Origin of the sequence: Bradyrhizobium cosmicum, from assembly GCF_007290395.2 — a bacterium.
GTDB lineage: Bacteria > Pseudomonadota > Alphaproteobacteria > Rhizobiales > Xanthobacteraceae > Bradyrhizobium > Bradyrhizobium cosmicum.
Map to the genome: position 1 here is coordinate 2367639 of NZ_CP041656.2, position 23360 is coordinate 2390998.

20 protein-coding genes are annotated in these 23360 nt (G+C 64.7%); 11 read left to right on the forward strand and 9 right to left on the reverse strand.

Annotated features, from left to right (window positions below; translation table 11 throughout):
* Positions 1 to 165: 165 nt before the first annotated feature.
* Genes FNV92_RS11150 through FNV92_RS11160 form a run of 3 tightly spaced genes read left to right on the forward strand, consistent with a single transcriptional unit; the run spans position 166 to position 3179 of the window.
* Positions 166 to 1302: an ABC transporter permease gene (locus tag FNV92_RS11150; RefSeq protein ID WP_015684753.1), complete on the forward strand. Its 1137-nt coding sequence runs from the start codon at positions 166 to 168 to the stop codon at positions 1300 to 1302.
* Between the two features lie 2 nt (positions 1303 to 1304).
* The gene (locus FNV92_RS11155; protein WP_015684754.1) at positions 1305 to 2072 is read left to right on the forward strand and encodes an ABC transporter ATP-binding protein; all 768 of its coding nucleotides are present in this window, start codon (positions 1305 to 1307) and stop codon (positions 2070 to 2072) included.
* Between the two features lie 3 nt (positions 2073 to 2075).
* The gene (locus FNV92_RS11160; protein ID WP_143840946.1) at positions 2076 to 3179 is read left to right on the forward strand and encodes an ABC-type transport auxiliary lipoprotein family protein; all 1104 of its coding nucleotides are present in this window, start codon (positions 2076 to 2078) and stop codon (positions 3177 to 3179) included.
* Positions 3180 to 3185: 6 nt separating this feature from the next.
* Here FNV92_RS11160 and FNV92_RS11165 read toward each other — a convergent pair whose 3' ends face one another.
* The gene (locus tag FNV92_RS11165; protein ID WP_143840945.1) at positions 3186 to 3503 is read right to left on the reverse strand and encodes a c-type cytochrome; all 318 of its coding nucleotides are present in this window, start codon (positions 3501 to 3503) and stop codon (positions 3186 to 3188) included.
* Positions 3504 to 3652: 149 nt separating this feature from the next.
* Here FNV92_RS11165 and FNV92_RS11170 point away from each other — a divergent pair, with 149 nt between their 5' ends.
* Both FNV92_RS11170 and FNV92_RS11175 read left to right on the forward strand, forming a co-directional pair.
* Positions 3653 to 4366, forward strand: a complete 714-nt coding sequence (locus FNV92_RS11170) for a helix-turn-helix domain-containing protein (protein WP_041748171.1) — start codon at positions 3653 to 3655, stop codon at positions 4364 to 4366.
* Between the two features lie 502 nt (positions 4367 to 4868).
* Positions 4869 to 5597: a Crp/Fnr family transcriptional regulator gene (locus FNV92_RS11175; protein WP_015684758.1), complete on the forward strand. Its 729-nt coding sequence runs from the start codon at positions 4869 to 4871 to the stop codon at positions 5595 to 5597.
* 10 nt (positions 5598 to 5607) lie between these two features.
* On the opposite strand, the gene FNV92_RS11180 is transcribed toward FNV92_RS11175, so the two are convergent.
* On the reverse strand, positions 5608 to 6384 hold the full coding sequence (locus FNV92_RS11180; RefSeq protein ID WP_143840944.1) for a cyclase family protein: 777 nt from the start codon (positions 6382 to 6384) through the stop codon (positions 5608 to 5610).
* Between the two features lie 584 nt (positions 6385 to 6968).
* On the opposite strand from FNV92_RS11180, the gene FNV92_RS11185 reads away from it, so the two are divergent.
* From FNV92_RS11185 to FNV92_RS11200, 4 genes are all read left to right on the forward strand, one after another.
* The gene (locus FNV92_RS11185; protein ID WP_015684760.1) at positions 6969 to 7940 is read left to right on the forward strand and encodes a TRAP transporter substrate-binding protein; all 972 of its coding nucleotides are present in this window, start codon (positions 6969 to 6971) and stop codon (positions 7938 to 7940) included.
* A 64-nt stretch (positions 7941 to 8004) separates the two neighbouring features.
* Positions 8005 to 8553, forward strand: coding sequence for a TRAP transporter small permease (locus FNV92_RS11190; protein WP_143840943.1), 549 nt, complete (start codon positions 8005 to 8007; stop codon positions 8551 to 8553).
* Positions 8544 to 9836, forward strand: a complete 1293-nt coding sequence (locus tag FNV92_RS11195; RefSeq protein WP_143840942.1) for a TRAP transporter large permease — start codon at positions 8544 to 8546, stop codon at positions 9834 to 9836. Before FNV92_RS11190 ends, FNV92_RS11195 begins: the two co-directional genes overlap by 10 nt.
* Before the next feature lie 21 nt (positions 9837 to 9857).
* Positions 9858 to 10664: an SDR family NAD(P)-dependent oxidoreductase gene (locus FNV92_RS11200; RefSeq protein ID WP_143840941.1), complete on the forward strand. Its 807-nt coding sequence runs from the start codon at positions 9858 to 9860 to the stop codon at positions 10662 to 10664.
* A 9-nt stretch (positions 10665 to 10673) separates the two neighbouring features.
* Here FNV92_RS11200 and FNV92_RS11205 read toward each other — a convergent pair whose 3' ends face one another.
* Genes FNV92_RS11205 through FNV92_RS11220 form a run of 4 tightly spaced genes read right to left on the reverse strand, consistent with a single transcriptional unit; the run spans position 10674 to position 14949 of the window.
* Positions 10674 to 11372: a molybdate ABC transporter substrate-binding protein gene (locus FNV92_RS11205; RefSeq protein WP_143840940.1), complete on the reverse strand. Its 699-nt coding sequence runs from the start codon at positions 11370 to 11372 to the stop codon at positions 10674 to 10676.
* On the reverse strand, positions 11369 to 13495 hold the full coding sequence (locus FNV92_RS11210; protein WP_143840939.1) for a xanthine dehydrogenase family protein molybdopterin-binding subunit: 2127 nt from the start codon (positions 13493 to 13495) through the stop codon (positions 11369 to 11371). Before FNV92_RS11210 ends, FNV92_RS11205 begins: the two co-directional genes overlap by 4 nt.
* On the reverse strand, positions 13492 to 13962 hold the full coding sequence (locus FNV92_RS11215; RefSeq protein WP_143840938.1) for a (2Fe-2S)-binding protein: 471 nt from the start codon (positions 13960 to 13962) through the stop codon (positions 13492 to 13494). The genes FNV92_RS11210 and FNV92_RS11215 overlap by 4 nt, the downstream gene beginning before the upstream one ends.
* A gap of 12 nt (positions 13963 to 13974) precedes the next feature.
* Complete coding sequence (locus FNV92_RS11220) at positions 13975 to 14949, reverse strand: tripartite tricarboxylate transporter substrate binding protein (RefSeq protein WP_168213259.1); 975 nt, start codon at positions 14947 to 14949, stop codon at positions 13975 to 13977.
* A gap of 233 nt (positions 14950 to 15182) precedes the next feature.
* Between FNV92_RS11220 and FNV92_RS11225 the strand changes: the two genes are divergently transcribed.
* Positions 15183 to 17297: a molybdopterin-dependent oxidoreductase gene (locus FNV92_RS11225; RefSeq protein ID WP_143840936.1), complete on the forward strand. Its 2115-nt coding sequence runs from the start codon at positions 15183 to 15185 to the stop codon at positions 17295 to 17297.
* Here FNV92_RS11225 and FNV92_RS11230 read toward each other — a convergent pair.
* Positions 17270 to 18652: a caspase family protein gene (locus FNV92_RS11230; RefSeq protein WP_143840935.1), complete on the reverse strand. Its 1383-nt coding sequence runs from the start codon at positions 18650 to 18652 to the stop codon at positions 17270 to 17272. The genes FNV92_RS11225 and FNV92_RS11230 overlap by 28 nt on opposite strands.
* A gap of 165 nt (positions 18653 to 18817) precedes the next feature.
* Here FNV92_RS11230 and FNV92_RS11235 point away from each other — a divergent pair, with 165 nt between their 5' ends.
* The gene (locus FNV92_RS11235) at positions 18818 to 19600 is read left to right on the forward strand and encodes an enoyl-CoA hydratase/isomerase family protein (protein ID WP_143840934.1); all 783 of its coding nucleotides are present in this window, start codon (positions 18818 to 18820) and stop codon (positions 19598 to 19600) included.
* Between the two features lie 321 nt (positions 19601 to 19921).
* Here FNV92_RS11235 and FNV92_RS11240 read toward each other — a convergent pair whose 3' ends face one another.
* Positions 19922 to 20350: a GlcG/HbpS family heme-binding protein gene (locus tag FNV92_RS11240; protein ID WP_143840933.1), complete on the reverse strand. Its 429-nt coding sequence runs from the start codon at positions 20348 to 20350 to the stop codon at positions 19922 to 19924.
* Entirely contained in the window at positions 20343 to 23354 is a 3012-nt protein-coding gene (locus tag FNV92_RS11245; RefSeq protein WP_416377750.1) for an FAD-binding and (Fe-S)-binding domain-containing protein, read from the reverse strand. The genes FNV92_RS11240 and FNV92_RS11245 overlap by 8 nt, the downstream gene beginning before the upstream one ends.
* Positions 23355 to 23360: the final 6 nt, after the last annotated feature.

Sequence of the window (23360 nt, forward strand, 5' to 3'; positions counted from 1 at the left end):
CCTCCGTTAACTGGAAACGAACCTAGGGCCGCCAGCGCAGCCGCGCTTGATTTGCGTCAAGGGGGCGCGCGATGTCCTGGTCTTGAGACAGGTCAAACCGGTCGCCACATGCTGGCCTAGAAGTGCCGTCTGAATGGGGACGGATTGTCCCGATGAGGTGGAAGCGTGAATTCCCAACCGCTGTTGCTGGCGACGCCCTCCGGCGACGTGCTGAAATTGCGCCCGGAAGGGCCGTGGACCGCCGCCAATGTGTCGGCGCTTGAGACGCTGTCCCGCTCGGTCGGGGCGGATGTGGATCGATTCAGAGCCGTGACGCTGGACATGTCGGGCGTCAGCGCGCTGGACACGCTTGGCGCCTGGGTCCTGGAGAAGCTGTCGCGCAGGGCCGCGTCTTCCGGCAGGTCGGCGGAGTTCGTCGGAGTTGCCGATCATTTCAGCGGTCTTTTGGACGAGGTGCGTCAGGTCAATCGCCATACGCCGGCGCCGACGGCCGCGCCCAATCCGATTTCGCTCAGGCTGTACGACCTCGGCAAGGCCACGGTCGGTGCGCGCGAAGACATTACGATCTTCCTTCAAATGCTCGGCGCATTGTTCATGGCCGTGATCGGCGTGTTGCGCCACCCGCGATCGTTGCGGCTGACGTCGCTGGTCTATCAGCTCTACCGCATCGGCTGGCAGGCCATCCCCATTGTGGCGCTGATCACCTTCCTGATCGGCGCCATCATCGCCCAGCAGGGATTCTTCCATTTCCGCAGGTTCGGCGCCGAGTCCTACACGGTCGACATGGTCGGCATCCTCGTGCTGCGCGAGCTCGGCGTGCTGATCGTCGCCATTATGGTCGCCGGCCGTTCAGGCAGCGCCTACACTGCCGAGCTCGGCTCGATGAAGATGCGCGAGGAGATCGACGCGCTCTCGACCATGGGTCTCGACCCAGTCCACGTGCTGATCCTGCCGCGGGTTGCGGCTCTTGTTATCGCGCTGCCGATCCTGGCCTTCATCGGATCGATCGCTGCGCTCTATGGCGGCGGCCTGGTCGCGCAGTTCTATGGCGACATGGGGCCGGCGATCTACATCGCGCGGCTGCATGAGGCTATCTCTGTCACTCATTTCGAGGTGGGCATCCTGAAGGCGCCGTTCATGGCGCTGGTGATCGGGATCGTCGCGTGTAGCGAGGGCTTGCGCGTAAAGGGTAGCGCCGAATCGCTGGGGCGGCAGACCACGACGTCGGTGGTGAAGTCGATCTTCCTGGTGATCGTGCTAGACGGTCTGTTCGCGATCTTCTTTGCCTCGATCGGAATGTGACGATGGACCAATCGCAGGACCTATGCGCGATCCGAGTCCGTGACCTCGTGGTTGGCTTCGGCCGCCAGACAGTGCTCGATCATCTGTCGCTCGACGTCCGCAGGGGCGAGATCCTCGGGCTGGTGGGTGCGTCGGGTGGCGGCAAGTCGGTGTTGATGCGCACCATCATCGGCCTCATCCCGCGCCGAAGCGGGACCATCGAGGTGATGGGACATCCCGTCGGCGACCGTACGCAGGACGCTGCGACGACATGGGGCATCCTGTTCCAGCAGGGTGCGCTGTTTTCCTCGCTGACGGTTCGCCAGAACGTCCAGTTTCCGCTGCGCGAAAATCTCGTCCTGTCACAGGAACTGATGGACGAGATCGCGATCGCCAAGCTCGAAATGGTCGGGCTGCGTCCGCAGGACGCCGACAAATATCCGGCAGAGCTCTCCGGCGGCATGACCAAGCGTGTCGCTCTGGCGCGCGCCCTCGCGCTCGATCCGCCGATCCTGTTCCTGGACGAGCCGACCTCCGGCCTCGATCCGATCGCCGCCGGCGATTTCGACGCGCTGATCAAGACGCTGCAGAAGACTTTGGGCCTCACCGTATTCATGGTGACCCATGACCTTGCGAGCCTGACCACGGTCTGTGACCGCGTCGCGGCGCTCGCTGACGGCAAGATCGTCGCGATCGGCCCGATGCGCGAACTGCTGCAATCCGAGCATCCCTGGGTGCGCGCCTATTTCCACGGCAAGCGCTCGCAGATGCTGCAACACGAGATGAGATGAGACATGGAAACCCGCGCTCCCTACGTGCTGATCGGCACCTTCGTGCTGGCTGCGATCCTCGCGGTGTTCGGCTTCGTCTATTGGCTGAACAACACCGGCGGCATCGGGCCGCGCACGAACTATCATGTGCAGTTCCAGGGGCCGGTCCCGGGCCTGCTGGTCGGCGCGGGCGTACTGTTCAACGGCATCCGCGTCGGCGAGGTGACGCAGCTTGGCCTTGCGTCCGACAATCCGCGCTTCGTCAATGCGACGGTCTCGGTTGCCTCGTCGACGCCGGTGCGCACCGACACCAAGGTCGGGCTCGATTTCCAGGGGCTGACCGGCGTGCCCGTGGTCACGCTGGAGGGCGGCACGATCGTCGCCAGATCCGGCGAGCCCCCGGTCTTGATCGCCGAGGCCGGCGCGGGCCAGAGCATGACGCAGGCCGCGCGAGACGCGCTGCGGCGGGTCGATTCCGTGCTGCAGGACAATTCCGGCCCACTCAAGGACACTATCGCCAATTTCAGGACGTTTTCGGACGGGCTCGCGCGCAACACCGGCAAGCTCGACAGTATTCTGGCGGGCCTCGAGAAAATGACCGGCGGCGGGACGCCGGCGCAGAAGGTCACTTATGATCTGCGCACGCCGCAGAACCTTGGACCGGCCGGCAAGACGCTCTCGGCGTCGCTGGCCATTCCCGAGCCGACCGCGGTCGCGATGCTCCAGACCCAGCGCATGCTGTTTGCGCCGGTCGGCGACAATCCCGGCTTTGCAGATTTCGTCTGGGCCGACAGCATTCCCAAGCTGGTGCAGGCGCGGCTGATCGACAGTTTTGAGAACTACGACATCGCCCACGCTCCCTTGCGCACGACCGATCTCGGGCAAGCGGACTACCAGCTCCTGATCGACATCAGGCGCTTCCGCATTGCCACCGACGGCGAACCAAGGGTCGAGATCGGACTAACTGCGCGGATCATCGACAAGAGCGGCAAGGTCATCGCGTCGCGCCCCGTCGAGGCCAGCGAGAAGCTCGACAAGCTCGAGCCGGCTGCGGCAGTCGCAGCCTTCGACGCGGCCTTCGCCCGTATCGCCAAGGAGTTGATCGGCTGGACGGTGCAGGCAGTGTGACGCCGGCTATTCCAGGGTCTTCAGGTAGGCCAGCAGATCGTGGATCTGGTCCGGACTGAGCTCGAACACCGGCATGTCGGCGTGGCCGGTGTTGATGCCTTCAGCCAGCGCCTCTTCGAGGGCTTCGACCGGATAACGCTGGTGCAGGGTCCGCAGCGGCGGTGCGATCTTGAGGGGGCTCTTCGACGTACGGTCGATCGCGTGGCAGCGAGCGCAATTGGCCCGTGCGAAGGCCTTGCCGCGTTGTTCGGCGGTCGGGGCTGCCAGGGCAGGCGTGATCAGAAGCAGCCCGATCAGGCCGTGGCGGAACGCGCTTGGCAGCATGGAAGGTATCCCCTTGAACTCTGGAAGCAGAATAAGGCGGGGATGTCCGCCAAAATTGATCTGAGTCAACCGCCTTTGGCGCAGTGCGGTAAAATGCAGCCGCGCGGTGGACCCGGCCTGATGCGGGGCGGCCGGAGCTTGGAGCGGTGATGAAGGGGTCCGGGGTGACAATCGAGCCAAATGGGCATTTCTGTAGCGATTGTGCGGTCCGCGATTTCGCGGTTTGTTCGTCGCTGGACCCAGCCGAACTCCGGGAATTCGAGCATCTGGGGCGTCGCGTCCAATTCAGCTCGGGCGAAACCGTGTTCTCCGAGGAGGACATCACGACCTCGTTTTACAATCTTCTCGAAGGTGTCATGCGGCTCTACAAGCTGCTGCCCGACGGCCGGCGGCAGATCGTCGGGTTCGCGTTGTCAGGCGATTTCCTGGGGATGAATATTTCCGGCCGCCACAACTTTTCAGCCGATGCGATCGGCACCGTGACCGTGTGCCAGTTCGCGAAGGCGCCCTTCGGACGTTTCATCGAGGGCCGACCGCATCTCCTGCGGCGGATCAACGAGCTCGCCATCCGCGAGTTGAGCCAGGCTCGCGACCACATGGTTCTGCTCGGCCGACGCTCGGCGGAAGAGAAGGTCGCGACCTTTCTACTCGGCTGGCGTGAGCGGCTGGTCTCGCTCAAGGGATCGTCCGACATGGTTCCACTTCCGATGAGTCGGCAGGACATCGCCGATTACCTCGGCCTGACCATCGAAACCGTCAGTCGCACCTTCACCAAGCTGGAGCGCGATGGGGTGATCGAGATCATTCATGGCGGCATCAGCCTGCTCGATCCGGCTCGCGTCGAGGCGCTGGCGGCGGCCTGACCCTCGATCCTGACGCGCGTCCTCCGGTTTTTGATCCTGATCAATGACGCCCGCCGCATGCTGCCAATAATGCCCAAAACAGCCAGGGGAGGGCATCATGCCGACGGACGCGTTGCTGATGAGTATCGTAGTCGTAGCTATCTTTGTCGCATTTGGCGCGGTTCTGGCTTGGGCGGACCGCCAAACCAGCGCAGGCCGGCTCGACTCGAGCGCCAAGCGCCGAAACTCCTGAGATCACGATTGCGTTTTGCAGCGGCCTAGCGGGGCTTGCCTGGTTGGCTCGCGGCCTGCGGCAGCGCCTCGACGCAATACGACGTGCGCTGGCTGCAACTCTGCATCAACTGGGCCGCATTGGCGCATCCTTCGGGTGCCGGCTTGGTGACCGGCCGTGGCATTTTCGCCGCATTTGCCTAAAACAGCGCGCATGCTTTCCGGTTGAAAAGCCGGGCAACACTGACTACGCAGGAACTCCAGTGCCTCGCAGTCTTAGGAGCCCAGCGGCGTGCCTCAGGACAAGACCGGCGATCCCCGACAAGCGGCGGGCAACAAACTATCGGTCCTGCGCAAGCATCCGATCTTTGCGGATCTGGAACCGGAGGCTCTCGACCAGCTTTGCCGCTACGCCAAGCACACCACGGTGAAGCGCGGTGCGACGATTGCCGCCAAGGGCGATCCTGGCAACAATTTGTTCGCGGTGATCACGGGAACAGTGAAGATATCCTCTTCATCGCCCGATGGGCGGAATGCCATTCTCAATCTGATCGGTCCCGGAGAGATATTTGGCGAGATCGCGGTTCTCGACGGGGCGCCGCGCTCGGCCGACGCGACGGCCAACACCAATTGCGAACTCTACATCATCGACCGCCGCGACTTCCTGCCGTTCGTTAAGAGCCAGCCGGCGCTGGCGATGAAATTCATCGAGCTGCTCTGCGCGCGCCTGCGCTGGACCAGCCAGCAGGTCGAACAGGTGATCCTGCAAAATCTTCCCGGCCGGCTCGCAAGCGCGCTGCTCGGTCTCACCGAAGAGCGCAAGTTCGACTCCGGCAGCGGCACGCTCACCATCACGCAGCAGGAGATCAGCGAGATGGTCGGGATGACGCGCGAGAGCATCAACAAGCAATTGCGCGCCTGGGCCGGACGCAGCTGGGTTCGTCTCGAGCATGGTGCCATCGTCGTGCTCGATACCGAGGCGCTGCGCGAACTCGTCGAAAGCGGCCTGGACGGCAGCTGACGGCGCGGGCCTAACTGTCGATGATGGCAACCGCGCGGGTCCAGCCGGCGGAGGCGCGTTCGATCTTCACGGGGAAGCATGAGACCGTGAATCCGGTCGAAGGCAGCTGGTCGAGATTGTGCAACTTCTCGAGATGGCAATAGCCGATGTGCCGACCCGTCTTGTGGCCTTCCCAGATCAGGCCGGCATCTTTTGTCTCGGCATATTTCTTTGCGGTATGGACGAACGGCGCGTCCCAGCTCCAGCCGTCGGTGCCGGTCAGACGCACGCCGCGCTCGAGCAGGTACATGGTGGCCTCATAGCCCATGCCGCAGCCGGAATTGACGTAACCGGCCTGGCCGAATTTTGCGCCGGCGCTGGTGTTGACCACCACGATCTCGAGCGGCGACAGCGTGTGCCCGATGCGCTCGAGCTCTCTTTCGACGTCGTCGGCGGTCGCTACGTATCCATCCGGCAGATGCCGGAAGTCGAGCTTCACGCCAGGCTGAAAGCACCATTCCAGCGGCACCTCGTCGATGGTCCATGACCGCTCGCCGCGGTTCATGGTCGGGTGGAAGTGCCAGGGCGCGTCGAGATGCGTGCCGTTATGGGTGGACAGCGAGACCTGTTCGACCGCCCAGCCCTGGCCATCCGGCAGATCCTCGGCCTTGAGGCCCTCGAAAAACTGCAGCATCCGCGGCAGTCCCTGCTGGTGGTCGATATACTGGATCGTCGGGTGGTTGCCCGGCGGATCGGCCGTCACGTCGTTTCGGAGCGGCACGGAAATATCGATCAGCTTCCGCGGCATGGGCATGTCCTCGATATGGTCCGATGTTTCGGACATCTTGAGGGGCCGGCATCGGCGACGTCAAGACACGCCTGTGAGAGCGATTTCGGAAAAGCGTCGATCATTGGCCGATCGCCGTCCCGGCCCGTCGCCCGACTGATCGATGCAACTCCGGCATTGATCGATGCCGGATTTGGCTTGGACTCGGCATGCCGCCCGCCCTAGGGACGACATTGGCGATATCGCGCTGACGCAGTGCGCTCGCGAACGGATGAGACGCCCGTCTCATCCGAACTTCCGAGCCGCAGCCAATAGCGGTCGAGTACAAAGCGAGAGGAACGTCCATGGATACGACGAGCATCGTTATCTCGCATCCGGCACTGTCCGATGGCGAGGCGGGATTGCAGGATGCCGGCACTCGCCGCCGAGGCGCGGCATCGACCTGCGCTCTGTCGTCAACCAGCCAAATCTGCTCGACACCGTCGCGCAATCCCACCAAGGTGATGCGTTCGTAGCGCTTGACTTTACACCTGAAGTAGAGCGACCCAAGGCGGCCCCTAGCACCTGCCCGACAACGACATAATCAAATCAGGAGGAAAGCCCAGATGAAGACGCTCATTGGTATCGTCGCGGCCGTTGTGCTGGCGGTCTCGGCACCGCTTGCGACCGCGCGCGATTTCCGTTCCGCCGACATCCATCCCGCCGACTATCCGACCGTCGAGGCCGTCAAGTTCATGGGCAAGCAGCTCGCGACGGCGAGCGGCGGCAAGCTCGGCGTGAAGGTGTTTCCCAACGGCGCCCTGGGCTCCGAGAAGGACACCATCGAGCAGCTCAAGATCGGCGCGCTCGACATGATGCGCATCAACGCATCGCCGTTGAACAATTTCGTGCCTGAAACCATCGCGCTGTGCCTGCCCTTCATCTTCCGCGACACGCAGCATATGCGCACGGTGCTTGACGGGCCGATCGGCGACGAGATCCTGGCGGCCATGGAGCCCGCAGGGTTGGTCGGCCTTGCCTATTACGACAGCGGCGCGCGGTCTATCTACACGGTCAAGGCGCCGGTGAAGTCGCTTGCGGACCTCAAGGGGCTGAAGATCCGCGTTCAGCAATCCGACCTCTGGGTCGGCATGATCCAGAGCCTCGGGGCCAATCCGACGCCGATGCCGTATGGCGAGGTCTACACCGCCCTCAAGACCGGCCTGGTGGATGCTGCCGAGAACAACTGGCCGTCCTACGAGTCGTCGCGTCACTTCGAGGCGGCCAAGTTCTACAACGTGACCGAGCACTCGCTCGCGCCCGAAGTTCTCGTGATGTCCAAAAAGGTCTGGGACACGCTGAGCAAGGAGGACCAGGCGATGGTCCGCAAGGCGGCCAAGGAGTCGGTGCCGGTCATGCGCAAGCTCTGGGACGAGCGCGAGCAGGCCTCCCGCAAGACCGTCGAGGCGGCCGGCGTCCAGGTCGTCACGATCGCCAACAAGGCGGAATTCGTCGACGCGATGAAGCCGGTCTACGACAAGTTTGCCGGTGACGAGAAGCTGAAGGGCCTCGTCAAGCGTATTCAGGACACGAAGTAAGACCGCAACGCCGGGTCCGGCGCCGCCGATTGGTGGCACCGGACCCTCGCAAGGAGCCGCCGGAATGACAGACCCGCATGTCGCAAGCCACGAGCAGGAGGTCGCGGGGCGGCCGTCGACCGGATTGCTTTCGCGGATCAATGCTCCCGTCGCTCGCTTCGGCATGTATCTGTCGGTGACAGGCCTGCTCGTCATCGTCACCATCGTGTTCTACCAGGTGTTCGGACGGTACGTGCTCAACTCCAGCCCGACCTGGACGGAGAACCTGGCGCTGGTTCTGATCCTGTATGTCACGCTGATCGGTGCCGCCGTCGGTGTGCGTGATGCCGGGCACATCGGAATGGACAGTCTGCTCGTGATGCTGCCGGATCACGTGCGGGAGAAAATCGAGCTTCTGATCCACGTTCTGGTGGCCTTGTTCGGCGTTGCGATGGCTTACAATGGCTGGATCCTCGGGGCCTCGGTCGGAACCGTGAAGATACCCAATCTCGGTCTGCCCGAGGTGATCCGCTACGTGCCGCTGATCGCTTCCGGCATCCTGATCGTCTCGTTCTCCATCGAGCACATCATCGCTCTGCTGCGCGGCGAAGAGGTGATCCCCTCATGGAATTGATCATTCTCGGCGCCTCCTTCTTCGGCTTCCTCATCCTCGGCGTCCCCGTCGCCTTCGCGATCGGCCTCTCGGCCATCTGCACTATCCTCTACGAAGGCCTGCCGGTCGCCGTCATCTTCCAGCAGATGATGTCGGGGATGAACATCTTCTCGTTTCTCGCCATCCCGTTCTTCGTCTTCAGTGGTGAGCTGATGCTGCATGGCGGCGTCGCCGACAAGATCGTGCAACTCGCCAAGAATCTCGTCGGACACATCCGCGGCGGGCTCGGCATGTCCAACGTGGTCGCCTGCACGCTGTTCGGCGGAGTCTCCGGCTCGCCGGTCGCCGACGTGTCGGCGATGGGCGCTGTGATGATCCCGATGATGAAAAAGGAAGGGTTCGACACCGACTACGCCGTCAACGTCACAACCCACGCCTCTCTGGTGGGCGCGCTGATGCCGACCAGCCACAACATGATCATCTACGCGCTTGCCGCCGGTGGCAAGGTCTCGATCGGCGCGCTGATCGCCGCCGGCCTCCTGCCTGCGCTCGTGCTGATGGTGTGCATGCTGGTGGCCGCCTACGCGGTCGCGGTGAAGCGCGGCTATCCCTCAGGCAAGTTCCCGGGCTGGGCCGAGGTGTTCCGCTCGTTCGCGGCTGCGCTGCCCGGCCTCCTGATCGTCGGCATCATCCTGGCGGGCATCCTGTCCGGTGTCTTCACGGCTACGGAATCCGCAGCTGTCGCGGTCACCTACACGATCCTGCTGACCTTCTTCATCTACCGCACCATGACCTTGCCGAACTTCCTGCGGGCCGCAGCCAAGGCCGTGAAGACGACGGGCGTCGTGTTGCTGCTGATCGGCGTCTCCACCATGTTCCAGTATCTTATGGGGCTCTACGAGGTGGCCGACTTCGCCGGCGACGTGATGAGCAAGGTGTCCTCGCAGCCCTGGATCATCTTCCTGCTCATCAACGTCATCCTGTTCGTGCTCGGCACCTTCATGGACATGGCGGCGACGATACTGATCTGCACGCCGATCTTCCTGCCGATCGCGATGAAGGCGGGCATGGACCCCGTGCAGTTCGGCATGCTGATGCTGATCAACTGCGCCCTCGGGCTGAACACCCCGCCGGTCGGAACGACGCAATTCGTGGGCTGCGCCATCGGCGGCATCTCGGTGGGCGCGGTGATGCGCACCATCCTGCCATTCTACGCCGCCCTGATCGCAGCTCTGATGTTCGTGACCTACGTCCCCGCATTCTCGCTGTGGCTGCCGCGCTTGCTGATGGGCTACAAGGGCTAGCAGCAACAGGAGAATCTGCCCGTGACTGACTACCGCAAGCTCTTCGATCTCACCGGCAAGACGGCCGTCGTGCTCGGCGCCGCATCGGGCATCGGCAAATCGTCCGCCGAGGCGCTGGCCGGGCTCGGCGCCCGTGTCGTCTGCGCCGATCGGGCGCTTGACGGGGCGGAAGCCACCGCCTCGGGCATTCGCGACGGGGGCGGTTGGGCCGAAGCGGCTGCTTGTGACGCCGCGAGCGCTGCGGACGTCAATGCGCTGGCGAAAACCGTGATGCAGAAATTCCCGCGGCTCGACATCGCCGTGACGACGCCCGGGCTCAACATCCGCAAGACCATCCTCGACTACACCGAGGAGGATCTCGACCGGGTCCTCAACCTCAACGTCAAGGGAACGGTCTGGTTCTTCCAGGCCTTCGGCCGCATCATGGTTGCGCAGAAGGGCGGCAGCATCGTTGCCTGCTCCTCGGTGCGCGCAGTGACCATCGAGCCCGGCCTTGGCGTCTACGGTTCGACCAAGGCGGCGATCGGGCTGCTGGTGAAGGGCTTTGCCTCCGAGGTCGGCCACGCTGGCGTGCGTGTCAACGCGATCGCGCCGAGCATCGCCGAGACCGCGCTGACCGGCCCGTTCAAGCAGCGGCCGGACATCTACAATCTCTACGCCGGCCACACCGTGTTCAACCGCTGGAGCAGCGCCGACGAGGTCGCCACTGCCGTCGCCTATCTCGCGTCGGATGCCGCGAGTTATGTCAGCGGCAGCACGCTGTTCGTCGATGGCGGCTGGACCGCTGTCGACGGCCCGCCGACCGGCCTCACCCAATTGCACAAATAGAGCTCGCTTCTAGCCGGCAAAGCCCACGCGCTGGCGCAATGCCTTGTGATCTGCGCCAGCCAGCAGTGCGACCAGCGCGGCGGCCCCTTTGGGATGCATGGCCCGTGTGGTCACGCCGGCCGTGTACATCGTCACGAGCTCGCATCCCGGCGGCAGCGACCCTGATAGCGTGATGCCGTCGGTCGCGATGATTTCGGTCGCCTGCGTGCATCCGATCGGCTTCTGCGCGGTGGAGGTCGCAAGCTCCCGCATCGCGGTCGCGCCGTTCGGAAATATCTTGAGGCGCGAGGCGACCTCATATGCGATGCCGAGCTGGTCCAGCACCCTTGCGACGTGCTGCCCGGCCGTCGAGGCCTTGGTGTCGGGAACGTAGATAGCATCAGCGCTGCGCAGCACGTCGCGCAAATCGGCCTCGGTTTTCACCGTCACCTTGGGATCCCGGCTGCGGACCGCCAGCGCGGTCTCGACCCGGCCGATATCCGCGATCGAGGAGGGGACGACGAGCTTCTCCTCGTCAAGCTTGGCGAGGAGAGACTGCGTCAGGATAACGAGATCTGCCGGCGCACTCGCGCGCAGCTTGTCAGCCATCATGCCGACCGCGCCGAACTCGCCGTCGATACCGAGACCGGTCTGTGCCTTGAAGGCTTCGGTGAGCCCGCGAACCAGGGCTTGCGCCGCGCCGCCGCTCAAAATGGTCACTATCGTCACGATGCAAGCTCCATGGCTGCGATGATCCTGTCGCGCGTGATTGGCAGGTCGCGTACGCGAACGCCGAGGCAATCGAACACCGCATTCGCGATCGCAGCCGTCACCGGGCCGTGGGCGGCTTCGCCGGCACCGACCGGCTCGATCTCCGGCCGCTGGATGATCTCGACATCCACGGCCGGTACCTCGCTGAAGGTCAGGATCGGATAGTCCGTCCAAGAGGTGGAGGTGATGTGCGTCTGGTCGAAGCGGACACGTTCCTTCAGGACCCAGCTCGTCGCCTGGATCGCGCCGCCCTCGATCTGGTTGACGACGCCGTCCGGATTGATGGCTTCGCCGACGTCGACCGCAAGCGTCAGCCGCTTCACGCGGATGTCGTCGGTGCCCTCGATCTCGGCGATCGCGGCACAAAAGGCCCCTGTGTTCTTGTAGCGGGCGAAGCCGACGCCGTGGCCGACGCCGGGTTGTTTCTGCGGCTTCCATTGCGCCCGCCGCGCCGCTGCGCGGACGACATCGCGCGCCCGCTCGTCGTTGAGGTGCCGCAGGCGAAACGCGACCGGGTCTTCGCCGCGCAGTTCGGCGATCTCGTCGAGCAGCGATTCGATGGCGAACACATTGCCCTGCGCGCCGAGGGTTCGCAGCGCCGAGGTACGCACCGGCATCGTCAGCAGCCGGTGGCTGGTGATGGTCCAGGCTGGGAGGTCATAGAGCGGAACGGAGTTGCGATCGCCGCCGCCGCCATTGGCCGCGGGCGGGTTGGTCGAAACCATGCGCGGGTAGGGGTTTTCGATCTCTGTCGCCGCGAGCAGCGCCGGTTGCGCCGCGCGACCCGGCCGCGCCGCATGGCCGTTGCTCCAGATATCATGGCGCCAGCCGATGATCTCGTTGTCTGCATCGAGATCGGCCTCGATCTCGATGGCCATGGCCGCGCCAAACGGCGCATGGGCCATCTCGTCGTGGCGCGACCACAGGACTCTCACAGGACGGCCGCCGGCTGCCTTCGCCAGCAGCACGGCATCGAGCGCAACGTCGTCGGCCGCATTGTGACCGTAGCAACCGGCCCCCTCCATGTGTTCGACGACGATGCTTTCGGCCGGCAGCTTGAGCACGATCGCGAGATCGGCGCGCAGCAAATAGACGCCCTGGCTGTGCGTCCAGACATGGACACGCTCGCCATCCCATTGCGCTATGGCACAGGACGGTGCGATCGAGGCATGCGCGATGTAGGGGCGGGTGTATTGCCGGCGGAGGGTGCGCGCGGCCTTCTTGGTCGATGCCGCTGTTCTGGTGTCGATGACGGTCGTCTCGACCGGCTGGCTCCTCAGGAGGTCTGCCAGATGATCTTCATCAGGAAGCGGTTCGCCGGCCGACCATGCCGCGCCCTTGCGTAAGGCCGTGAGTGCGGCCTCTGCCGCCGCCTCGCTGTCGGCGATGACGCCGGCAAAGCCGCCGTCGCGGACGATTGCAACGAGGCCGGGAACAGCACGCGCGGCCTCTTCGTCGAGCGCGATCAGCTGCGCGCCTGAGAGATCCGGTCGCAGCACACGTCCGTGCAGCAGGCCTGGCAGAGAGGCGTCATGAATGAACCGCGGCCGCGCGAACACCTTGTCGGGAATATCGACGCGCGGAACCGAATGTCCAGTCACGGCGCGCGTGGCGGCGCTCTTCGCTATCGCGCCCGGGGTGGCGTCGTGGTCGAGCGAGACATCGCCGGTCAGTTCCCAATAGCTGGTCCTGACATTGCCGGGACCCGAAATCGTGCCGTCATCGATGTTGAGCAGCGATGCATCGACGCCGAGACGTTCCGACGCCGCGGCGAGAAAGCGCTGGCGCACGTCGGCGCAGGCGTGGCGCAGCGCGCGGCCGGATTGCTGGATCGACAGGCTGCCGGAGGTAACGCCTTCGTTCGGGCTTGCTGCCGTAGAGGCGCGGATCATTTCGACCCTGGAGATATCGACGTCGAGCTCGTCGGCCGCGATCTGGGCCAGCGCGGTGACGATGCCCTGGCCGATCTCGACCTTGCCGGGCGAAATCGCGACACGGCCTTCATCGGTGAACCGCACCCAGGACGATAGTCGCGGATTGGCCGCGAGGCTGACCGGCAATTTCGGGGGAGGGGACGTCATCGGGCGGCCATCTCCGAGGCCGCCCGCAACACGGCGCGGACCATGCGATTGTGCGATCCGCACCGGCACAGATTGCGATCGAGCGCGGTTCTGACCTCAGCCTCCGTCGGTGACGGATTGCGCTTCAGCAGCGCCGCCGCGCTGATCAGGATTCCGGAGACGCAATAGCCGCATTGCATCGCTTGTTCGGCGATGAAGGCGCGTTGCAGCGGATGCGGGCGCTCCGCTGTGCCGAGCCCCTCCACCGTAACGACGTCCTTGTCCGCAACCGACCACATCGGCATGTCGCAGGAGGTCATTGCGCGGTCGTCGACCATGACATGACAAGCCCCGCACTCACCGGCGCCGCAGCCGAAATGCGGACCGGTGATGCCGAGCCGACCGCGCAACACATCGAGCAGGGCGTGATCCGGATCGGTATCCACGGCGATCGCCGCGCCGTTGAGCTGGAACTGAATGGTGGGCATTGCTCTACGATCTCAGGACTTGTCGAACTTCTTGACGACATCGGCCCATTTCTCGATGTCGCCGCGCAGGAATTTGTCGAACTGCTCGGGCGTCATTGACATGGGGACGGCGCCTTGCTCGGTCCAGAGCTTGACGATATCCGGCCGCTTCACCATCGCGTTCACGGCGGCATAGAGCTTGTCGATCACGGGTTTTGGTGTGCCGGCCGGCGCCATCAGGCCAAGCCAGATCGTGGCTTCATAGCCGGGCACGCCCGCTTCGTCAGCGGTCGGCACGTTCGGCAGCACCGCCGAGCGCTGCTTGCCGGTGGTCGCGAGGGCGCGGACCTGGTTCTCGCCGATGTTCGGCGCCATCGCAGGCACGGCGTCGATCATCATCTGCACCTGTCCGCCGATCACGCCGCTGCGCGCCTCGCCGCTGTTGCGGTAGGGGACGTGGACGAGGTCGATACCGGCTATCGCTTTGAACAACTCGCCGGCCATGTGATAGGGCGTGCCCTGGCCGGAGGAGGCATAGTTCAGCTTGCCCGGCTGCGATTTGGCGAGTGCGACGAACTCCTGCAGCGTCTTTGCCGGAACTTGCGGGTTCAGCACGATGACGAGGTCGGAAGCGTTCACCGGCGCGATCGGCGCGAGGTCGCGCATCAGCTCGTATTTGCGCTTGTCCGGCGTCAGCAGCGATTCGTTCGCGGTCTGGGTGTTGGACATCATCAGCAGCGTGTAGCCGTCGGGCGGCGATTTCGCCGCTTCGACCGTGCCGATGACGCCGCCCGCGCCGGTGCGATTCTCGATCACGAAGGGCTGGCCAAAGCTCTCCTGCAGCGCATTGCCGATCAGCCGGGCTGCGACATCGGCTGGCCCGCCGGCGCCGAACGGGACGACGATGCGGACCGCGTGGCTGGGATAATCCTGAGCGCATGAGGGGGCTGCTGAAAATGCGGCGAGCAGGCCGGCGGCCAGCGCCAGCATGAATTGTCGGGCTATCATGCCCACCTCCCTGATGTCGTTCTTTTGGCCGGCACTGTAGCGGCAGGGCAAGCCGGCTGTCGACGCCTCACAATGTCGATTGTGCCGGGAATATCAGGCTGTTTTCGGTGTGATAGCGCCGTCTTTCGCGGCCGCGGCAGGAACCGGCGGCGCGTGCGGTTTGAGCAAATCGCACGGGCATTGCCGGCAAAATGCGCTCGGCTGGCCGGTATTTTGGTGTTACCAACTGGGGCATGAACCAGCACGCCAAGATCGAAATCCGCCATTCGACCTGCCCGCATGATTGCCCGTCGGCCTGCGCCCTCGATGTCGAGGTGGTCGAAGGCCGCAGCATCGGACGCGTCCGTGGTTCGAAAAAGCAGACCTACACGGCCGGCGTCGTCTGCGCCAAGGTCGCCCGCTACGCCGAGCGCATCCATCATCCCGAGCGGCTGATGCACCCGATGCGCCGCACCGGGCCGAAGGGTTCCGGGCAGTTTGCGCGCATCTCGTGGGACGAGGCGCTGGACGAGATCGGCCACCGCTTCAACCAGGCCGAACGCGAGTTCGGCGCGGAATCGATCTGGCCCTATTACTATGCCGGCACGATGGGGCTGGTGATGCGAGACGGCCTCAACCGCCTCACGCATGTGAAGAAATATTCGCGCTTCTACCAGACCATCTGCGCCAATGTCGGGCGCATCGGCTTTGCGATCGGTACCGGCAAGATCGCCGGCGTCGATCCGCGCGAGATGGCGGTCTCCGACCTCGTGGTGATCTGGGGCACCAATCCCGTCAACACCCAGGTCAACGTGATGACGCATGCGGCGCGGGCGCGGAAGGAGCGTGGCGCCAAGATCGCCGCGATCGACATCTACGACAACGAGACCATGAAGCAGGCGGACATCAAGATCATCCTGCGCCCCGGCACCGACGGTGCCTTCGCCTGCGGCGTCATGCACGTGCTGTTTCGCGACGGTCATGCCGACCGCGCCTACATGGACAAATACACGGATTGCCCTGATGAACTCGAAGCGCATCTGAAGACGCGCACGCCCGAATGGGCCTCCGCCATCTGCGGCGTGCCGGTCTCCGAGATCGAGGCCTTCGCGAAGCTGGTCGGCGAAACCGAGCGGACCTTCTTCCGCCTCGGCTACGGCTTCACCCGCTCGCGCAACGGCGCGATGCAGATGCATGCGGCGCTCTGCATTCCCGCGGTGACCGGCGCCTGGCAATATGAAGGCGGCGGCGCCTTCTTCAACAATTTCGCGCTGTGGCACTTCAACGAATCCATCATCGAAGCCCACGACGCCATCGACAAGACCACTCGTGCACTGGACCAGTCGCAGATCGGCCGCATCCTCACCGGCGATGCCGAGGCGCTGCTCGGCAAGGGGCCGGTCAAGGCGATGCTGATCCAGAACACCAACCCGATGACGGTGGCGCCGGAGCAGGCACTGGTCCGGCAGGGGTTTGCGCGCGAGGATCTGTTCGTCGCGGTGCACGAGCAGTTCATGACCGAGACGGCTGCGATGGCCGACATCGTGCTACCGGCGACCATGTTCATGGAGCATGACGATCTCTATTATGGCGGCGGTCACCAGCACATCTCGGTGGGGCCGAAGCTGATCGACCCGCCCGGCGAATGCCGCTCCAACCACGAGGTCTTGCAGGCGCTGGCGCCGCGGCTCGGCGCGAAGCATCCGGGCTTCGAGATGACGCCGCGCGAATTAATCGACGCGACGCTGAAGCTCAGCAGCCATGGCGACATCGCCGGCCTCGAGGCCGACCTCTGGCGCGACCTGCAGCCGGATTTTCGCACCTCGCATTATCTCGACGGCTTTGCCCATGCCGACAAGAAATTCCACTTCAAGGCCGATTGGGCGCATCCGCCGTTCGGCCAGACGATGGGCGACTTCGACAAGATGCCGTCGCTGCCGGATCATTGGGCGGTGATCGAGCACGCCGACCAGGCTCATCCATTCCGGCTTGCGACCAGCCCCTCGCGCAGCTTTCTCAACACCACCTTCAACGAGACGCCGTCATCGCAGGCGCGCGAGGGCAAGGCGAGCGTGATGATCCATCCGCTCGATGCAGCTTCCCTCGACATCGCCAATGGCGACGCCGTGACGCTCGGCAATACCCGCGGCGAGACCACCTTGATCGCAACCCTGTTCGAGGGCGTGCGGCGCGGTGTGCTGATCGCGGAGTCGGTTCATCCGAACAAGAATCATCTCGGTGGCCGCGGCATCAACATGCTGACGGGCGCGGACACCATCGCGCCGATCGGCGGGGCTGCGTTCCACGACAACAAGGTCTGGATCAGGAAGGCTGCGACCGTTCAGGGTGTGCACTCCGTCACCCCGTAGCCGGCGAATTCCTTCGCGATGTTGGGATTCATGGATTTCGCCTGCGCGATATCAGTGGCGCCGTCGCCGCCGCTCCTGCGGGTGGCGATACCGCGGCCGAACAGCGAGGATGACGAGCGCGGGTTGCGCTGGATCGCATCGGTGTAGTCCTTGACCGCCTCGGCGGTGCGCCCGAGCTTGAGGTTGACCAGCCCGCGACTGTCGAACGCATCGCTCAATCCGGGATTGCTCTGGAGCGCCAGATTGCAATCGGCGAGGGCACCTTGCAGATCGCCGGTGGCAGCCCGCGTCCAGCAGCGGTTGTTGAGGGCTTCGGCATCCCTGGGGTCGCGGCGGATCACCACGTCGAAATCCTGCATGGCGAGCGCGTAAGCGCGTTTGATCGCATAGACCTGCCCGCGCTTGTAGCGAGAGACGGCATCGTTGGTGTTGGCCGCGATCTTACGGGTGAGATCGGCGATAACGGGGTCTTTGGCGAGGTCGTCGGCGCTTGGGGCAGGCTCTGCTTGCGGCACCTCGCAGACCTGCTTCTGCGAATCGGGTTTCGTCGGCGCCGGATCGGTGCCCTTGGTGTCCGGCGGCCCCGCCACCAGACCCGCGAACGAGAAGTCCGTCGTCAGCGAGGACGACAGCCACGGCACCTGCTCCCTGTTGGTGGCGGCGACCACGCCGTTCTTGGTGTTGGTCAATGCCTGCTCGGCGCTGATGTTTGGCGCGCGCATCTCGCGCAGCAGCTCGGCGACGAACAGGCTGCGATCGGTCTTGCTGTTTGCCACGACCGCGCCAAGTGCGGCAGAATACAGGATCAGCGAATTGCCAGGCGCGATCGCCGGTGCGAGGCCTGCAGAGTAGCGACGAAATCTTCGTTCGAACGGATTGCCGCGGGAAGCGTCGATCAGCGCGATCTTGATCGCGGCGCCGCGCGTGTTCATCTCGGCGAGAATGGCGTCGAGGCTGAAGCCGTCGCGCGACACGTCCGGCTCGGTCCAGATCTGCGCGTCGACCGGCAGCAGATAGGTCTGCCGGTTGGATTGGATGCCGAAGCCATCGAAAAAGATCAGCGCGACGGCGCCGCGTTCGATCCGGGCATAGAAGCGATCCAGCGCCTGCCGCATGGCGTCGGCCGTGAGGTTGCTCTGTCGGTCGACGACGAACCCGTCGCGCTTCAGTTCCTCGGCGACGGCCTGGGCGTCGTTGGCGGCGTCGCTGAGCACGAACTCGTTGTCAGGATATTTTGCGTTGCCGATCACGAGCGCAAGCTTGGTCGCGTCGGCCGCGTGGCTTGCGGCTCCGCCGCTTGCGACGATCAACCCTGCCAGCAGCAACACGACGGCGGCGCGCATGAATTGGCTCATTGGTGATCAAATCTCCAGTCAGGATAGTCGCCGCAGTTCATAATTCAATCGGCAAGCCAAGTTGCGCCCACACGCTATGGTGACACAGCGCTGTAAATTGCCCTTGCGCCTGCCGCCCCACCTGCCGCAAATGCTGCAAAACGGGAGCAAGGAGGCGAGCACGCCATGACCGACACCACAGCCGTTATCACCGAGAAGCGCGGGCAGGCGTTCTGGATCACCATCAACCGGCCCGAGAAACGCAACGCGTTGAACGGCGACGTGATCGCCGGCATCACCAAAGGCTATCGCGACGCGCATGACGACAAGGACGTCCGCGTCATCGTGCTGACCGGTGCGGGCGACAAGGCGTTCTGCGCGGGCGCCGATTTGCAGAATTCCGGCGCCGCTTTCGCGATGGATCATTCCAAACCAAATGTCGACTATGCCGATCTGTTACGTTTGTCACAGAACGCCACGAAACCGGCGATTGCGCGGGTCGGGGGCGTCTGCATGGCCGGCGGCATGGGCCTGCTCTGCATGACCGACATGGCGATTGCGGCGGACCACATCGTCTTCGGCCTGCCGGAGGTGAAGGTCGGCGTGTTCCCGATGCAGGTGCTGAGCCTGTTGCAGCGCATCGCGCCGCCGCGGCTCGTCAACGAATGGGCGCTCACCGGCGAGCCGTTCGATGCCAAGGCCGCGCAAGCTGCGGGCCTGCTCAACTACGTCGTGCCCGCCGCCGGGCTGGATGCGAAGATCGACTGGCTGATCGGCCGCATCGTCGACAAATCCCCGACTGCGATCCGCCGCGGCAAATACGCCATGCGCGCCATCGCCGCGATGTCGTTCGACGAGAGCATCGCCTACACCGAAAGCCAGATCGCGCTGCTCGCGATGACCGAGGATGCGAAAGAGGGGCTGAAGGCGTTCGGCGAAAAGCGCAAGCCGATCTGGACGGGGCGGTGAGGGGAGCTTGGTGCGCGCAGTTCGTCGGGTGGTCGGCCCTGCAGATGCGCAAACCGCATCGGCGTAACCCACCACTGTCTGCTGCTGCGGGAACAACGAGGCGGGTTACGCCATGCGGACTGCGCTTCGCGCGGCCGCAAGCCTAACCCACCCGACAGCACTTCCCGATGATGCCAATATGGTCCTGTTTTGCCCGACGCGTCAACTGATTTTCCGAATCCGTGAGTCGCGTCTGGCGGACGGCCCCGTCTACTGTGCATGGGGTTGTTTTCGCAGTTTTGGTTTTGAAGAGCCCAAAGCTGACCCGCCCCACCGTCATCCCTAGCCCGCGTTGGCCTTCAGTCCCGCGGCCTGGATGCCTGCCACCGCGCAGGCCTCGTCATTGTCGGAGGTGTCGCCGGAGACGCCGACGGCGCCGAGCAGCGTGGTGCCGTCCATGATCAGCACGCCGCCCGGAACCGGCACCAGCGCGCCTTTCGCAATCGTGTTCACGGCGTCGATGAAATAAGCCTGCTCCTGCGCACGCTGGAACAGCGCGCGCGAGCCCATGCCCATGGCGAGCGCGCCATAGGCCTTGCCGTGCGCAATCTCCGCACGCATCAGGCTGGTGCCGTCTTGGGCGGCGGCGAGCTTGAGCACACCGCGCGCGTCGAGAATGGTGACGACCAGCGGCTTGAGCTTCAGCTCGGTGGATTTCGCGAAGGCGGCGTCGAGGATCTTGCGGGCGGTGTCGAGCGTGAGATCAGCCATGGCTGGGTTCCTTTGCAGCAGGGTTGGTCGTGGAATTTGTTTCGGCGCGATCGAGGCTCATCGCCAGCACGCGCGCGACGTGAAGGGCCTCGCGCTCTGTGCCATCGTGGATCTGGTGCCGGCAGGAAGTGCCGTCGGCGACGACAAGCGTTGCCAGATCCGCACGCCGAACGGCGGGGAGCAGCGACAGCTCGGCCATCTTGATCGAGGCGTCGTAGGTGTCCGCGCCATAGCCGAAGGCGCCGGCCATGCCGCAGCAGCTCGACTCGATGGTCTCGACCTCAAGGCCAGGGACGAGGCGCAGCACCTGCTCGACCGGCTTGAAGGCGCCGAAGGATTTTTGATGGCAATGGCCGTGCACCACGGCCTTGTCGGCGATGGAGCCGAGCGGCAGCTGCAATCGGCCGGCCTCGGCCTCGCGCACCAGAAACTCCTCGAAGGTCAGCGCATGGGCGCCGACGGCCCTGGCGGCGTCGTCCTTGCGCAGCGAGGCGAGCTCGTCGCGCAGCGTCAGGAGACAGCTCGGCTCGAGGCCGACGATCGGCACGCCGCGTGTGGCAAATGGAGCGAAGGCGGCCACCAGACGATCGAGCTCGGATTTGGCTTCGTCGACGAGGCCGGCTGAGAGAAAGGTGCGGCCGCAGCAGAGTGGGCGGCTGCCGGTCGCGGGCTTCGGCATATGAACGCGATAGCCGCCGGCCGTGAGCACGCGCAGCGCGGCGTCGAGATTTTCTCGCTCGTAGATGCGGTTGAAGGTGTCGGCGAACAGCACGACCTCGCGGCCGGTCTGTGGACCGACGCTGGCGGCCGGCGGCACGAACACGTCGCTGCGGAAGGCGGGCAGGGCGCGGCGCGCGCTGATGCCGGCGAAGCGTTCGAGCAGCTTTCGCAGCAGCGGGCTGCGGTTGCGGAAATTCGCCAGCGGCGCAAAGCGCGACGCAAGGCCGGCATAGCGGGGGAGGTAGCCGACCAGCCGGTCGCGCAATGTCAGGCCGTGTGAGGCGGCGCGTGCCGCCAGCACCTCGATCTTCATCTTGGCCATGTCGACGCCAGTTGGGCATTCGTGGCGGCAGGCCTTGCAGGAGACGCAGAGTTTCAGCGTCTCCATCATCTCGTCGGAGGAGAGTGCGCCCGCGCCGAGCTGGCCGGAGATCGCGAGCCGCAGCGTGTTGGCGCGGCCGCGCGTGACATCCTTCTCGTTGCGCGTCGCGCGATAGGACGGACACATCACGCCGCCCTCGAGCTTGCGGCAGGCGCCGTTGTTGTTGCACATCTCGACCGCGCCCTGGAAGCCGCCGCCGGCGCCGGGATAGGCGGACCAGTCGAGTTTCGTCTTCAGGTCAGTGACGCGATAGCCGGGCTTGAAGCGGAACAACGAGCGGTCGTCCATTTTGGGCGCATCGACGATCTTGCCGGGATTGAGAACGCCGTCGGGATCGAAGCGCTGCTTCACTTCCCTGAAGTCGTCGACGAGACGTTCGCCGAACATGGCTTCGTGGAATTCCGAGCGCACCAGGCCGTCGCCATGCTCGCCGGAATGCGAGCCCTTGTACTCGCGCACCATCGCGAAGGCTTCTTCGGCAATGGCGCGCATCGCCTTGACGTCCTTCTCCAGCTTCAGGTTCAGAACCGGACGCACGTGCAGGCAGCCCTCGGAGGCGTGCGCATACATCGTGCCGCTGGTGCCGTGCTTCGCAAACACCTCGTTTAGCCGCGCGGTGTAGTCGGCGAGATGGGGCAGCGGCACGGCGCAATCCTCGACGAAGGAGACCGGCTTGCCCTCCTGCTTCATCGACATCACGACGTTGAGGCCCGCGGCGCGGAAATCGGCAATGCCGCCCTGAAGCGCGGGCTCGGTGATCTCCACCACGCCGCCCCATTTGCGCTTGTCGTTGCTCCAGCCGAAGCCGAGATCGCCCATCAGCTCGCCGAGCTGCTTGAGGCGCAAGAGATTGTCGGCATGGTCTTCTTCCGCGAACTCCACCACCAGCACGGCATCCGGATCGCCCTTGATGGCGGCGGAGATGATGGGACGGAACATCGCTATATCACGGCCCAGCGCGAGCATGGTGCGGTCGACCAGTTCGACCGCGATCGGCTTCAGCTTGACGAGGTGCTGGGCCGCGTCCATCGCCTCATAGAAACTGCCGAAGTGGCAAACGCCGAGCGCCTTGTTGCGGATGACGGGCCACAGCTTCAGCTCGACCTTGGTAGTGAAGGCCAGGGTGCCTTCGGAGCCGACCAGCAGATGCGCCATGTTGTTGGGCGCGTTGCGAGGCACCAGCGCATCGAGATTGTAGCCGCCGACTCGGCGCTGCACGCTCGGGAAGCGCGCTTTGATTTCATCGGCTTCGCGCGTGCCGAGATCGAGCATGTCGCGGAACAGGGCCCGTGCGCTGTCGCTTGCGTCGATCTCGGAGAGATCGCGCGACACCTCGCCGAAGCGGCTGAGCGTGCCGTCGGCCAGGGCCGCCTCCATCGACAGCGTGTTGTCGCGCATGGTGCCGTAGCGCAGGCTGCGGCCGCCGCAGGAATTGTTGCCGGCCATGCCGCCAATGGTGGCGCGCGAGGCCGTGGACACGTCGACCGGAAACCACAGTCCGTGCTTTTTGAGCTGGCGATTGAGGTCGTCGAGAACGATGCCGGGCTCGACCACGCAGGTGCGGCTTTCGACGTCGAGCGACAGGATGCGGGTGAGGTGCTTCGAGAGGTCCACCACCAGGCCGTCATTGACGGTCTGGCCGCATTGCGAGGTGCCGCCGCCGCGCGGGGTCACCTTCAGTCCCTCGTCGCGGGCGATCGCCAGTGCCCGCAGCGCTTCGTCCATGCTGCGCGGCACCACCACGCCTGCCGGCACGATCTGGTAGAACGAAGCGTCGGTGGCGTAGCGGCCGCGGCTGAACGGGTCGAACAGGACGTCGCCCGTAATCTCCCGGGCCAAACGCGCCGCCAGGCCGTCCATTCTGGCCGATTCCTGTGATTTTCCGGCCACTTCAGCCGCCATGGTCAA

What these genes read in the sequence shown, in the direction of transcription:
- FNV92_RS11235 (WP_143840934.1), top strand. Translation starts at nt 18,818, where the DNA reads ATGACCGACACCACAGCCGTTATCACCGAGAAGCGCGGGCAGGCGTTC.
- FNV92_RS11185 (WP_015684760.1), top strand. Translation starts at nt 6,969, where the DNA reads ATGAAGACGCTCATTGGTATCGTCGCGGCCGTTGTGCTGGCGGTCTCG.
- FNV92_RS11155 (WP_015684754.1), top strand. Translation starts at nt 1,305, where the DNA reads ATGGACCAATCGCAGGACCTATGCGCGATCCGAGTCCGTGACCTCGTG.
- FNV92_RS11245 (WP_416377750.1), bottom strand. Translation starts at nt 23,354, where the DNA reads ATGGCGGCTGAAGTGGCCGGAAAATCACAGGAATCGGCCAGAATGGAC.
- FNV92_RS11195 (WP_143840942.1), top strand. Translation starts at nt 8,544, where the DNA reads ATGGAATTGATCATTCTCGGCGCCTCCTTCTTCGGCTTCCTCATCCTC.
- FNV92_RS11215 (WP_143840938.1), bottom strand. Translation starts at nt 13,962, where the DNA reads ATGCCCACCATTCAGTTCCAGCTCAACGGCGCGGCGATCGCCGTGGAT.
- FNV92_RS11160 (WP_143840946.1), top strand. Translation starts at nt 2,076, where the DNA reads ATGGAAACCCGCGCTCCCTACGTGCTGATCGGCACCTTCGTGCTGGCT.
- FNV92_RS11240 (WP_143840933.1), bottom strand. Translation starts at nt 20,350, where the DNA reads ATGGCTGATCTCACGCTCGACACCGCCCGCAAGATCCTCGACGCCGCC.
- FNV92_RS11225 (WP_143840936.1), top strand. Translation starts at nt 15,183, where the DNA reads ATGAACCAGCACGCCAAGATCGAAATCCGCCATTCGACCTGCCCGCAT.
- FNV92_RS11170 (WP_041748171.1), top strand. Translation starts at nt 3,653, where the DNA reads ATGAAGGGGTCCGGGGTGACAATCGAGCCAAATGGGCATTTCTGTAGC.
- FNV92_RS11165 (WP_143840945.1), bottom strand. Translation starts at nt 3,503, where the DNA reads ATGCTGCCAAGCGCGTTCCGCCACGGCCTGATCGGGCTGCTTCTGATC.
- FNV92_RS11180 (WP_143840944.1), bottom strand. Translation starts at nt 6,384, where the DNA reads ATGCCGCGGAAGCTGATCGATATTTCCGTGCCGCTCCGAAACGACGTG.
- FNV92_RS11220 (WP_168213259.1), bottom strand. Translation starts at nt 14,949, where the DNA reads ATGATAGCCCGACAATTCATGCTGGCGCTGGCCGCCGGCCTGCTCGCC.
- FNV92_RS11210 (WP_143840939.1), bottom strand. Translation starts at nt 13,495, where the DNA reads ATGACGTCCCCTCCCCCGAAATTGCCGGTCAGCCTCGCGGCCAATCCG.
- FNV92_RS11190 (WP_143840943.1), top strand. Translation starts at nt 8,005, where the DNA reads ATGACAGACCCGCATGTCGCAAGCCACGAGCAGGAGGTCGCGGGGCGG.
- FNV92_RS11230 (WP_143840935.1), bottom strand. Translation starts at nt 18,652, where the DNA reads ATGAGCCAATTCATGCGCGCCGCCGTCGTGTTGCTGCTGGCAGGGTTG.